The sequence below is a fragment of the Streptomyces sp. NPDC051677 genome, assembly GCF_044453465.1.
Classification (GTDB): domain Bacteria; phylum Actinomycetota; class Actinomycetes; order Streptomycetales; family Streptomycetaceae; genus Streptomyces.
Genome location: NZ_JBITCT010000014.1, coordinates 212,797 through 225,437, shown reverse-complemented (window position 1 = coordinate 225,437; position 12,641 = coordinate 212,797). Strand labels below are relative to the sequence as shown.

Genomic DNA, 12,641 nt, shown 5'->3' with positions numbered 1-12,641 from the left:
ACCCCCCAGGTCATGCCTTCGACAGGGGGACACAGTCATGCCGGGCCCGGAGGCCAGCGGCCCCGTTGCAGGACCGCGAAGAACATAACGGGGAGGGGCTCAGCCTGCGAACCAGCGGACGGGCTTCGGCGCGAGGTTCTGGTAGACGTGCTTGGTCTCGCGGTACTCGGCGAGCCCGGCCGGACCCAGCTCGCGGCCCACCCCGCTCTTTCCGAAGCCGCCCCATTCCGCCTGCGGCAGGTAGGGATGGAAGTCGTTGATCCAGACGGTGCCGTGGCGCAGCCGCCCGGCGACCCGTCGCGCCCGGCCCGCGTCGGCGGTCCAGACGGCGCCCGCGAGGCCGTACTCGGTGTCGTTGGCCAGCGCGACGGCCTCGGTCTCGGTGCGGAAGGTCTCCACGGTGAGGACCGGACCGAAGACCTCCTCCCGCACGACCCGCATCTCGCGGTGGCAGTGGTCGAGGACGGTGGGCTCGTAGAAGTAGCCGGACTCCGGGCGGTGCGGGGCGGGTTCCGGGCGCTTGCCGCCGGTGCGCAGCACCGCGCCCTCGGCGAGCGCGGAGGCGACGTACGCCTCGGTCTTGGCGCGCTGCTGCTCCGAGACGAGCGGCCCGCACTCGACGCCGTCCTCGGTGCCGCGGCCGAGCCGGATCCGGCCTGCCCTGCGGGCGAGTTCGGCGACGAAGCGGTCCCTGAGGGATGCCTCGACGATGAGGCGGGAGCCCGCCGAGCAGACCTGGCCGCTGTGGATGAAGGCCGCGTTGAGGGCCTGGTCGACGGCGGTGTCGAAGGCCTCCGGGGTGGCGCAGGCGTCGGCGAAGACCACGTTGGGGTTCTTGCCGCCGAGTTCGAGGGCCACCTTCTTGACGGTCGGGGCGGCGGCCTGCGCGACTTTGGCGCCGCTGACCAGGCCGCCCGTGAAGGAGACGAGGTCGACGTCGGGATGCTCGGCGAGCCGGGCGCCGACGGTGTGCCCGGGACCGGTGACGATGCCCGCCGCCCCGGCGGGGAGTCCGGCCTCGGTGAGCAGGTCGATGAGCGCGATCGTGGTCAGCGGGGTGATCTCGCTGGGCTTGACGACGAAGGCGTTGCCCGCGGCGAGGGCCGGGGCGATCTTCCAACTCGCCTGGAGGAGCGGATAGTTCCAGGGGGTGATCAGCGCGCAGACGCCGACGGGTTCGTGGACGACGACGCTGTGGACGTCGGCCGTGCCCGCGTCCACCACCCGGCCCGGGGCCTCGGCTGCGACGAGGCCGGCGAAGTAGCGGAACGCGTCGGCGACGCAGTCGATGTCGACGCGGCCCTCTTCGAGCGTCTTGCCCGCGTCCCGGCTCTCCAGCAGGCCGAGTCGTTCGCGGTCGCGTATGAGGAGGTCGGCGACGCGGTGCAGGAGGGCGGCGCGCTCGACGGCGGGGGTGCTCGGCCAGGCGCCCGCGCCGCCGTCGAAGGCGGCACGGGCGGCCGCGACCGCCAGGTCGGTGTCCTTCTCGTCGCCCTCCGCCACCACGGCGAAGGGGCGGCCGTCCGCGGGGTCGAGGATCTCGCGGGTGGCGCCGGAGGCCGCTGCCAGCCACTCGCCGCCGATATGAATCGTCCGGTGCTCTCGCTGTGCCGGCCGTTCCGTCTGTTCCGGCTGTTCCGTCCTGTCGGCCATGATCGGTGTTGCCTTCCGTTCCTGTTCAGTCCCCCTGTGTCACCCGCGGGGCACTCTCGGGGACCGCGATCGCCTGCCCCCGCGCTCCGCTTGCATGCGCGATCCATGGCCGAAAGTGCGCCGCGTCACTGAAAATGCGGTCATAAGGGAACAGAAGGAGCGTCGATCGCGCGAGGGAACGTCGATCGCTCAGTGGGGCGGGTCCTCCCCCACCCGGCCGTCGATCGACTCGCGGATCAGGTCGGCCTGGCCCACGTGCCGGGCGTACTCCTCGATCAGGTCGACGAACACGTGCCGCAGGCTGGGCGACTCGCCGCGCGCGCTCGTGTAGGCGACGAGACTGTCGGGTCCGCCCTGCGCGAGCGCCTGCCGGACGTGGGCCCGGGAACGGGCCACGGCCGCCTCCCACAGCCCGTACAGCTGCTCGGGGGTGTCGGAGGCGGCCGACTGCCACTCCCAGTCCGGCTCGGCGTCCCAGTCGACCGTGTCCCAGGGCGCGCCGAGCGGCTTGCCCAGCAGGCGCCGGGTGAGGTACTCGTCCTCCACCAGCGCCAGGTGCTTCAGCAGCCCACCCAGGGTGATGGCCGAGGGCGCGAGCCGGGTGTTCAGTGCGGCCGCGTCCAGGCCCTCGCACTTCCAGGCCAGGATCCGGCGCTGCCGCTCCAGCGAGCCGACCAGCGTGTCGGCCTCGGAGCCGGCGACGGGCGGCTCCAGCAGTACGGACTCGTTGTTCTCACTGTCACTCATGCCCCGCAGGCTACGGTCCGGCGGTCGGGCCTGGCGCGCCGCTTTTCGACGGGGACTGGCCCGTCCTCGTCTCGTCGATCACAATGTCGGCGTGGCCCAACCGATGAGCACAGAGGCAGAGTTGGACGACGGCACGCCCGTCAGATTCGTGCTGACGTCCGCGGGCCCCGCCCCCGACGGCGGCGCCGACCTCCCCGCGGGCATGGGCAGAGCCGTCCCCGTGGCCACCGGAGGGGCCGCTGTCGCCAGCTTCGCGGCGGGGGCGCTGCGCAACGCGCTCAAGCCGCTCGGGCCGCTGCTGCAGGAGGTGCACGACGTCGTCTCGGCCGTGCCGGACCCGCCGGCCGAGCTGAGCGTCACCTTCGGGGTGCAGATCGGGCAGGACCTGAAACTCGGGATCGTGGGCGGGAGCGGTCAGGCGCATCTCACGGTGACCGCCAGCTGGAAACCGGCGCCCGGCACGGAGTGAACCATGGGCTGGTTCAAGGCCGTGGGGACGTCCGGCGACGCGGAGGCGAGATCACGCGTCGCCTCCGTGCGCCGGTCGGCGGACGGCAGGACGGCGGGCGCGGCGGTCGTGCTCGGCATCGACACGGTGCTGACCTGCGCACACGTGATCAACGACGCCTTGGGCAGAGCACTCTTCGAGACCCGGACACCGAGGCTGGACGAGGTGTTCGTCGCGCTGGACGGTCCGTTGCGGACCACGCGGTACCCCGCGCGCGTGGTGCACTGGATCGCCCCACGCAGGCGTGACGGCGGGGCGGTGCGGGACGGCGACGGCGAGTGGCTCGGCGATCTCGCGGTGCTGCGGATCGAGGCGCCGCTCGGCAGCGTCCCCGCCCCCGCGCCCCGTACGGCCATGACGCCCGGCCAGAAGGTGCGGGCCTGGCACGGCAGCGGGCACGGCGCGACCTTCGCGGATCTCGAGGTCGCCGCTCTGGACGGCCCGATCGGCTACCTCGACGGCAAGAGCACCGGCATGGCGGTCGGCCCCGGCTACAGCGGGGGGCCGCTCTGGTCGGAGGAGGACGGGGCCGTCGTAGGGCTCGTCGCCGCGCACTACATGCCACCGTGCGGTCCGGACGGAGCGCCTCTGCCGCCCGACCCGCAGCACCTGATCCGGCGCAGCTGGGGCATCCCCTGGCAGCGGGTCGAGGCGGAACTGCGCCCCCTCGGCGTCCTCGACCCGGACGGCGCCTGCGGCCCGGGAGCCCAGCGGGGCGCGCAGAGCGCGGGGGGCGGTGCAGACGTCGAGTCCGACGATCCCGCTCACGGCATGCTGGTGATGGCGCTGCGGAACGCCCTCGCGTCGCCGTACACGCTCGGCGACACCGCCCGTCAGCTCGCGCACGAGTGCGGGATCGCGCCGGGCAGCCCGGTGACGCCGCCGACGGTCGAGGAGTTCGCGGACTTCCTGGTCACCCATCCGCGCGCGCTGCCCGCCCTGGTCGAGATCCTGCGGCCCAGGGATCCGAGGTCCGCCGACCGGGTCCTGGTCGCCGGCCGGCTCACGGACGTTCCCCTGCTGCTCGCACCGCGCGAGCACCGGCGGCTGCACCAGGTCCTGCGCCGGATCGAACGGCCCGTCCTCGCGCGGTTCCCCGAGGCGGTGCGCGAGGCGACGAAGCGGGTCGCGGTACCGGCCGACGGGGACACCCTCGACGTCGTCCTGGACCGCCTGGAGACGCTGCCCGGAGACGGTCACTCCGACGACGGCGGGCCCCGGGTCCCCGCGCTGCTGCGGGTCGTCGAGTACATCGCCGCCCTGTGCCCGCAGCCCCGCAAGGCGGACCTGCGGCTGTGGTCGGACGCGGTGGCCGGACGGCTCGGCATTCCTTCGGCGGCGCTGCGCGAGCGACGCTCCGACGCCGGGGACTGGGCCCGGATGCTGCGCGGCGGGGCGCGGCGGGTGCGGGTCCTGGCCCAGGTGACGCGGGCCGGGCGGGGGCGGCACCGGATGCGCGTGTGGTGCGACGAGGGCACCGGGCCGCGGCAGATGTCGGTCGACAGTTCCGCCACGTACTCGGCGTCGGGGGCGGCACGCGAACTGCTGCGCGTCCTGGAGTCCCTCGCGCCCTCGGCGACGGACGGGGCGCGACCGCTGGTGGAGGTCCTCGTGGACCGCGCCGACCTCAATCTCCCGGTCGACGAATGGGCCGCCCAGGCGCCGGGGGAAGTCGTGCCGGGTGTGCTCGGGGTCGAGTTCCCGCTGGTGGTGCACTGCCCGGAACTGCTGCGCCGGCACGAGCGGTTCCTCCCGGACTGGCGCGAGCGGTGGCGGCAGCTCGACTCGGGCGAGACGCTGGTCGTGTCGGACCCCGCCCAGGACCCGCACCAGATCTACTACGAGCTCATGGGCCGGCTCGACACCGTCCGCGTCTCCGTCGACGTCCCGCCGGGCCCGCGCGACGCCATCGTTCAGATCTGCCTCGCCGTGGGCATACCGGTGGTGGTGTGGGACCGCGGAAACGACGCCGAGTCATCCTCCTCGTCTTCGTCTTCGTCTTCGTCTTCGTCTTCGTCTTCGGTGTCATCCTCGGCGGCCCCCGCTGCGTCTCCCTCTTCGACTCCCTCCTCGGCGCCGTCCCATGTCGTGCGGCACATGGCGGAGGTCGCCACCCGTGAACTGCCCGACGGGGTCCGTGTCTACCGGGCCAACGCCAGGGGGACGCGCGCTCCCGAGTTCCCCGGCCGCCCGGTCCTCGCCTGGGCGGACGCCGACCGCACGGTGCCCCGGCTGCACCTGACCGAACCCCAGGAGAGCGCATGACCTCCGCAGAGGACCCCGAGGCCCGCGCCGGCTGGCGCCTCTTCCGCGGCGACGGTGTCCCGCGGGCCGTCGCCCTGCCCTCGGCCCCGCCGTGGCGCCGTTTCAGCCCGACGCCGGCCGTCCGCCCCGAACTGCCCTACCTGATCGAGCCGCAGCACGCCGACGTCGTCAACGCGGCGCTGCATCTGCGCCGCCCGCTGCTGGTCACCGGACCGGCCGGCACCGGCAAGTCCTCGCTGGCCCGTGCCGTGGCGCACGAGTTGCGGCTCGGCGAACTGCTGCGCTGGTCCATCAACAGCCGGTCGTCCGTGCGCGAGGCGCTCTACCAGTACGACGCGATCGGACGGCTGCGCGAGACCACCCTCAGCCGCGACCGGGGCGAACGCGAGCCGTCCATCGGGACGTTCATCCGGCTCGGCGCGCTCGGCACCGCGCTGGTGCCCTCCGCCACCCCACGCGCCCTGCTCATCGACGAGATGGACAAGGGCGACGTCGACCTGCCCAACGACCTGCTCACCGTCTTCGAGGAGGGGTACTTCGACATCCCCGAACTGACCCGGCTCCCCGAGGACATGGTCGAGGTGGAGGTGCAGACCGCCGATCACCGGGGCACGGTGACGGTCCGTCAGGGGCGGGTCCAGTGCGCCGAGTTCCCGGTGGTCGTCATCACCAGCAACGGTGAGCGCGACTTCCCGCCCGCCTTCCTGCGCCGCTGCGTCCGACTCGACCTGCCGGTGCCCGACGAGGCACGGCTGCGGGCCATCGTCACCGCCCACCTCGGCGAGGAGGCGCTGCGCGAGGCCGACGACCTGATCGACGCGTTCCTGCGCCGCCGCGCCCCCGGCGAACTCGCCACCGACCAGCTGCTCAACGCGGTGTTCCTGCGCACCGGAGGCGTCGACCTAGACGCGGAGGGCCTCCTGGACGCCGTACTGCACCAGCTCACCGGCGCGATGTGAGACGACCGTGACGAGGCGGCCGTGGTGAGGGGGATGCGGTGAGCGGGGGCGAGAGCCGGGCCGGCGCCGGACCCGGGGGCGGATCCGGGGGCGGATCCGGGGGCGGTGGTGCGCGGCTCGCGGAGGCTCTGCGGGTGCTGCGGGCCGCCGGACACGAGCTGGACGCCGACCAGGTGCTCGACGTGCTGTGGCTGGCCAGAGCGCTGCCCGCCGGAGCGGCCACCGCCCTCAACCCGGCTGCCCCCGCCGGGCAGCCGAGGGACGCCGGACCGTCCGCGCCCGAAGCCGACGAGCCCGGTCCGAAGCCGCCGGCGCCGGACCCCGACGACCCGGACCTGCCGGACCTCACCGCCCCCTCCCTGTACGGGTCGGCCCGTTCCACGCCGCCGCCGATGCCGGACATCCGGCTGCGGCAGAGCGGCGAACCGAACCGGGCGATGCCCGTCCGGGTCCCCGAGGACAAGGCCCTCGCGGCCGAACTGGCGCTGGGCCGCGCGCTCCGGCCGCTGCGCCGCCGCCACCCCAGCCCGCACCGCCTGGAGATCGACGAGGAGCGCACCGCCGCCGAACTCGCCGAGACGCGGCTGCCCGACGTGGTGCAACGGCCCGTGCAGGAGCGGTGGCTGCATCTGGTGCTGCTCGTCGACGACGGCCTGTCGATGCTCCTGTGGCACCGCCTCGGCGCCGAACTGCGCACCCTCCTCGAACGTCTCGGCGCCTTCGCCACCAACCGCGTCCTCGGCCTCGACGCCCGCAGCGCGCGAGAGCCCCGGCTGCACGCCCGCCCCTTCCGGCACGACAGCACACCCGTCCCGCTCAGCGCCGTCAGCGACCCGTCGGGACACACCCTGGTCCTCGTCGTCAGCGACGGCATGGGCGCCTCCTGGCGCAGCGGCGCCCTGCACCGGCTGCTGTCGCAGTGGGCCTCGCGCGGACCCACCGCCGTGCTCCACACCCTCCCGCCCGACCTGTGGGAGGGCTCCGGCATCCACGCCGAGCGCTGGCAGGCCACGACTCGGCGCATCGGCGGCGCCAACACCTCCTGGGACATCACCGATCCGGTCCTCCCGGCCGACCTCGCCGCGTTCGACGGGGTGCCGGTGCCGGTGCTGGAGCCGACGGCCGCCTCCCTGCGCAACTGGGCCCACCTCCTCGCCTCCCCCGGCGCCACGGTCCCGCTGCCCCTGCTGTCCCGGCCCCGGCCCGGCGTGAGCGGCCCCGCCCCCGGTCCGGGCGACGCCCAGCACTTCCGGGACGCCGCCACCCCGGAGGCGTACCGGCTGGCGGCGCACCTGGCGGCCGTGTCGCCGCTGACCGTGCCGGTCATGCGGCTCGTGCAGACGGCCGTCCCGTGGCGGGCGCGGACCTCTCACCTCGCGGAGGTCTTCCTCGGCGGGCTGATGCGGCCGCACCCCGCGCCGGTGCCGGGGCCACTGCCGGCCAAGCACCAGGTCTTCGACTTCTCCGACCCCTCCAGGCTGGTGCTCCTGGACGCGGTTCCGCAGGCCGAACTGCTCAGGACCAGCCGCAGCATCGGGCGGCGCCTGGAGCAACTCGCCGGCCACTCGCCGGACTTCCCGGCCTGGCTCGCCCACCCGGACGGCACGGCCCATCTCCCCGGCAGCCACCGCCCGTTCACCAGCGTCGAGCGCCGGCTGCTCACCCGCTTCGGGGTGTCGTTCGAGCGCGAGGCGCAGGGGCTGGAGGCGGGGCGCGGCGCGAGCACCGAATCGCCGGACGGCTGGACGTCCCTGCTGGAGGACGACCCCCGGCGCCTCGGACCGTACCGGCTGCTGCGGCGCCGACGGCTGCGGCGGACGGTGGAGTACGACGCCGTCGACGCGCGGGCCGCCCACGCCCTGGTCCGCACCCCGCGCCCCGATCACCCGGCCGGCGACGCCCTGGCGGCCGAGGCGGAGGCGCTGCGCCGGCTGGGCGGCCAGTACGCCCCCGCGCTGCTCTCCACCGCGCTCGGGGACCGGCCACCCTGGTTTGCGGTGGCTCCGATCGGCGAAGGCCCGCAGCAGCCCGCCGCGCCCCGCCTCGCGGAGATCTTCAACGCCGCCCACACGGAGGGCCGCGCCCCCTTCGACAAGATCACCGCGCTGGTCGTCGGCTGGCACCTCGCCAGCGCGCTGGCCCTGTGCCACCTGCACGGGATCGTGCTCGCGGACCTCAACGCCGAGAACATCCACGTGCTGCGCCGGTCGGTCGTCCTCGCGGACCTCTCCGACTGCGCCGTGGACGGCGGTTACCCGGGCACGGGCCCGCCGCCGACGCCCGAGGACAACGTGCGCGCGCTGGGTGAGCTGCTCCAGATCGTCAGCAGCAAGGCCGGCTGGGAGCTGCCCGGCCAACCGGAGGGCATGCACCTGTGGCAGGGCGACACCTGGCGGGAGCTGCGGCGGCGCGTCCTGCGGTGCCTGGCCGCGGACCCGGCCGAGCGGCCCAGCGCGGCCGAGGTCGCGGACGTGCTGGCCCGGTACATCGCCCAGTCCCGCGTCACCCGCACCGTCCCGCCGGCGTCCGCGGTCAACGCCCTGCCCATGGAGCGCGTCCCGCTCGCCCCGCCGCCGGCCGGCCCGCTGTCCGGGGCCGGTGCGCCGTCGGGGCCCGGTCTGCCGGCGGGCCTGCGCCCGCCCCGCTTCGGCAGCGCCCGCCGCGAGGCGGAGGCCCGGCTGGCCCGGCTGCGGACGCCGCTGCGCCACGGCAGGCGCCTCACGGTGGTCGGCGCCTACCACTACAGCGGGCGGGCCACCACGACGATGGTGCTCGGCTCCCTGCTCGCCGCAGTCCGGGGCGAGCCCGTCCTCGCCCTGGACGGAGCGGCCCACGAGGGGGCCCTGGGCCGCTTCCTGACGAGCCGTAACCCGGCCACCGTGCGCGATCTCGCGGGGCTTTCCGCCAACCCGTCGTACGACGAGGTCCGCGCCCTGACCACCCGGCTGCCGTCCGGGCTGGAAGTGGCGGCGCACCCGTCCGGCCACGCCAACCCGAACCTGGTGCACGCCCAGGCCTACGAGCATGTGCTGGCCCGGACGGAGCCGTTCTACTCGTTCGTGCTCACCGACTGGGCCCCGCAGCGGCTCGACGACTCGGCGGACCCCGTGCTGGACCTGACCGACCGGCTGATCCTGTGCTGCGGCACCGCCGACTGGTTCCTCGCCGCGGCCCGGCAGGTCCTGGAGCGGCTGCGCGCCGCCCGCCGCTGGCGGCTGGCCGACGAGGCGATCGTCGTCGTCACCGAGGTCGACGGGCCTTCCGCGCGGCGCGTGCCGGCCGCCCTGGCGAGCCGTGTCGGGGTGAGCGTGAACCAGGTGGTCGCGGTCCCCTTCGACCGGGCGCTGAGCTCCTCGCTCTTCCAGGAAAGGGAGTTGAACGGGCTGCGGACACCGACCCTGAACGTCTTCCTGGACCTGGCGGAGCGGGTCGTACGGACCCGGACGCACTGATCCCCGGGCAGCGGCGGCAGCCCGGGGACCGGAAGCGGATACGCGAGATCAGATGAGGCCGAGGGCGCGAACCGCCTCGCGCTCCTCCGCCAGTTCCTGCACCGAGGCGTCGATACGGGCGCGGGAGAACTCGTTGACGTCCAGGCCCTGCACGATCTCGTACCGGCCGTCCTTCGTGGTGACCGGGAAGGAGGAGATCAGGCCCTCCGGGACGCCGTAGGAGCCGTCCGACGGGATGCCCATGGAGGCCCAGTCGCCGTCCGCGGTGCCGTTGACCCAGGTGTGCACGTGGTCGATGGCCGCGTTGGCGGCGGAGGCGGCCGAGGACGCGCCGCGCGCCTCGATGATGGCCGCGCCGCGCTTGGCGACGGTCGGGATGAAGTCCTCCGCCAGCCACTTCTCGTCGTTCACGACCTCGGCGGCGTTCTTGCCGGCGATCGTGGCGTGGAAGATGTCCGGGTACTGGGTGGCCGAGTGGTTGCCCCAGATGGTGAGGCGCTTGATGTCGGCGACCGTCGAGCCCGTCTTCTTCGCGAGCTGGGTCAGCGCGCGGTTGTGGTCGAGGCGGGTCATCGCGGTGAAGCGCTCGGCCGGTACGTCCGGCGCGGCGGCCTGCGCGATGAGCGCGTTGGTGTTGGCCGGGTTGCCGACGACGAGGACCTTGATGTCGTCCGCCGCGTGGTCGTTGATGGCCTTGCCCTGCGGCTTGAAGATGCCGCCGTTGGCCTCCAGGAGGTCGCCGCGCTCCATGCCCTTGGTGCGGGGGCGGGCGCCGACGAGGAGGGCGACGTTCGCGCCGTCGAAGGCGACGTTCGGGTCGTCCGTGATGTCGATGCCCTGAAGCAGCGGGAAGGCGCAGTCGTCGAGCTCCATCGCGGTGCCCTCGGCGGCCTTCAGCGCGGGGGTGATCTCCAGCAGGCGCAGCTTGACCGGCACGTCCGCGCCGAGCAGCTGGCCGGAGGCGATGCGGAAGAGCAGGGCGTAACCGATCTGGCCGGCCGCGCCGGTGACGGTGACGTTCACGGGAGTGCGGGTCATGGCGTTCTCCGTATGACAGCTGTCGGTGGGGCGTCCCTGCCCCGGGTGGGACGTACAAATGATCGATCTCTTGGTATCAAGAGATCCATCCAGCGGTCAGGCTATCGCGCATCCGGGATCCCGGACGTCCGGGGTTGTGTGGCCCGTCCCACAGAGCGGCCCGGCCGACGACGGACCGGCGGCCGCCGGTCCGGGAGAGGAGGAACCGAGCGGCCGCCGTGGTGGGGGTACCGGGTCGCGCCGGACTCCCGTGGGGGTACGGTTCGCGTGCCCCGCGCGGACGGGGCTATTCCTCTCGCCGCAGTTTTTCTCCGCGGTCTTTCTCCGCGGTCTTTGTCCACCGTCTTTCTTCGCGGTCTTTCCCCGCCGCTTCCTTCACCCGGCAGGCGGGCGCTATGGCGTGCAGCCCTGCTGCCCGGACGCCAGCACCGCGCACGCCTTCGCGTCCGCCGGGCTCTTCACCGCCACCATCGGCGTGTAGGCGATCGTGTCGCCGGCGACGGTGATGCTGCCGGTCTGCCGCACCGACCCGACGGTCACCCGCACCCCGTCCCCCTGCGCGGCCTGCGTGATCCGGCCCCAGGCCGCCTGGCAGGTCCTGCTGTAGCGGACCTCGACCTGGATCGCCCCGACCGTCGCGGTCTTCGCCGTCTCCACGAGATCGCCGCTGCACCCCATCCGCTCGGCGTCCCGGCCCGTGCAGCCGGAGCCGCTGCACAGCACCCCGGAGGGCAGGACAGGAGCCGAACTGGCCAGCGGGGAGGGCGACTTGACGTTTCCCACCGCCTGCTTCGCGTCCCCGCCGTCGGTCAGGAGGAACGCCCCCACGACGACGATCACCACCCCCACGACTCCGGCCAGGAACATCGCCGTCCGCCGCGGTCCGCCGCCCGGGGATCCGGAGCCGCCGGCGCCGCCGGGCCCGCCGGACCCGCCCTGCGACGGCGGAATCGTCGGCGACACGCCCGCCGGGCCCGCGATCCCCGGAGTCACCGCGACCCGTACATCACCCTGCTCACGCGCCTCGGCCTTCTCCCGCCCTGCGCCGCCCTCCCGCACCTCGGGCGGCGGCCCGAACTCCCCGAGCGCGGCGCGCGCCTGGGCGATCCGGACGGCCTCCATGGTCCGGTCGTGCCGCATCTCCGAGCGGCTCCAGGCCCGCTCGGCCAGCTCCCACATGGTCGTCAGATGGATGGGCGGCGTGCCGGTAACCTCGGCCAGCGCCACCACCGCGCCCTTGGGGGCGAGCAACCGGCCGTTGAGGTAACGCTCCCAGGACGTCTTGCTGTAGCCCGTGCGGTCGGCCACCGCAGCGACGCTCAGTCCCGTGCGGTCCACCACCCGCCGCAACTGCTCGGCGAACTCCCGTACCTGTGGGTCGAGTTCGTCCGGCAGGGCCTTCCACCGAGGCATCGAACCCCCTCCCTCCGCCAAGTCGCCCATCGGTCACGTTAGACCCGATGTGCAGACGATTCGGGACACATACCCGAACTGTCAACGTATCGATACGACGAGCGCACATCAGCCGAAGACGACCGCTCCCCCGACGGCCGTGAGCAGCAGCGCGAGCAGGAGCAGGACGGCGTAGAGCAGGAGGCGTCCGGCAGGGCGGGGCGCGGGCTCCGGGGCGGGTTCCTCCAGGCGCTCCCACCAGGGGACCGTCGGATCGTCCTCGTACTCCCCGGCCGGGTTCGCCGACGCCGGCCGGGGCCAGGCCTCGACCGCCAGTTCCCAGCGCACGACATGGCGCTCGGCCTCCGCGCCGGCCAGTCCCGCGACCCTGCACAGCGCGGCGACGGCCTGCCGGGGCGGCGGCTGGACGGCGTTGAGATACCGCTGCCACGAGGACTTGCTGTACGCGGTGCGCGCGCCGAGCGCGGCCAGGCTGAGGCCCGTACCGTCCTTGAGCTGCCGCAACTGTTCCACGAAGTGCCGTACCTCCGACGGCAGCCCGTCCGGCAGCGGCTGCCAGGCGCCCATTCCGCCCACCTCTCCCTCGATCCGTTGAGGGGACGACGC

General features: G+C 74.1%; 9 protein-coding genes. 4 read left to right on the top strand and 5 right to left on the bottom strand.

Annotation, left to right across the window (positions count from 1 at the left end; genetic code table 11):
• Positions 1-99: 99 nt before the first annotated feature.
• A complete protein-coding gene (locus ACIBAF_RS19215) occupies positions 100-1,653 on the bottom strand; it encodes an aldehyde dehydrogenase family protein (protein WP_399464394.1) in 1,554 nt (517 codons plus the stop codon).
• Positions 1,654-1,842: 189 nt separating this feature from the next.
• The gene (locus ACIBAF_RS19210) at positions 1,843-2,400 is read right to left on the bottom strand and encodes a DinB family protein (protein ID WP_399464393.1); all 558 of its coding nucleotides are present in this window, start codon (positions 2,398-2,400) and stop codon (positions 1,843-1,845) included.
• A gap of 103 nt (positions 2,401-2,503) precedes the next feature.
• On the opposite strand from ACIBAF_RS19210, the gene ACIBAF_RS19205 reads away from it, so the two are divergent.
• The 4 genes from ACIBAF_RS19205 to ACIBAF_RS19190 are packed head-to-tail and all read left to right on the top strand — an operon-like array spanning position 2,504 to position 9,584.
• Positions 2,504-2,869: a CU044_2847 family protein gene (locus ACIBAF_RS19205; protein ID WP_399464400.1), complete on the top strand. Its 366-nt coding sequence runs from the start codon at positions 2,504-2,506 to the stop codon at positions 2,867-2,869.
• 3 nt (positions 2,870-2,872) lie between these two features.
• The gene (locus ACIBAF_RS19200) at positions 2,873-5,173 is read left to right on the top strand and encodes a trypsin-like peptidase domain-containing protein (RefSeq protein ID WP_399464392.1); all 2,301 of its coding nucleotides are present in this window, start codon (positions 2,873-2,875) and stop codon (positions 5,171-5,173) included.
• The gene (locus tag ACIBAF_RS19195; RefSeq protein WP_399464391.1) at positions 5,170-6,132 is read left to right on the top strand and encodes an AAA family ATPase; all 963 of its coding nucleotides are present in this window, start codon (positions 5,170-5,172) and stop codon (positions 6,130-6,132) included. The genes ACIBAF_RS19200 and ACIBAF_RS19195 overlap by 4 nt, the downstream gene beginning before the upstream one ends.
• 38 nt (positions 6,133-6,170) lie before the next feature.
• Positions 6,171-9,584 carry an SAV_2336 N-terminal domain-related protein gene (locus ACIBAF_RS19190; RefSeq protein ID WP_399464390.1) on the top strand — a complete coding sequence of 1,138 codons (3,414 nt, stop codon included), beginning with the start codon at positions 6,171-6,173 and terminating at the stop codon, positions 9,582-9,584.
• Positions 9,585-9,632: 48 nt separating this feature from the next.
• Here the strand turns inward: ACIBAF_RS19190 and ACIBAF_RS19185 are convergent, their stop codons facing one another.
• From ACIBAF_RS19185 to ACIBAF_RS19175, 3 genes are all read right to left on the bottom strand, one after another.
• Positions 9,633-10,622: a malate dehydrogenase gene (locus ACIBAF_RS19185; RefSeq protein ID WP_399464389.1), complete on the bottom strand. Its 990-nt coding sequence runs from the start codon at positions 10,620-10,622 to the stop codon at positions 9,633-9,635.
• A gap of 393 nt (positions 10,623-11,015) precedes the next feature.
• The gene (locus ACIBAF_RS19180) at positions 11,016-12,035 is read right to left on the bottom strand and encodes a helix-turn-helix domain-containing protein (RefSeq protein WP_399464388.1); all 1,020 of its coding nucleotides are present in this window, start codon (positions 12,033-12,035) and stop codon (positions 11,016-11,018) included.
• Between the two features lie 108 nt (positions 12,036-12,143).
• Positions 12,144-12,602: a helix-turn-helix domain-containing protein gene (locus ACIBAF_RS19175; RefSeq protein WP_399464387.1), complete on the bottom strand. Its 459-nt coding sequence runs from the start codon at positions 12,600-12,602 to the stop codon at positions 12,144-12,146.
• Between the last annotated feature and the right edge of the window lie 39 nt (positions 12,603-12,641).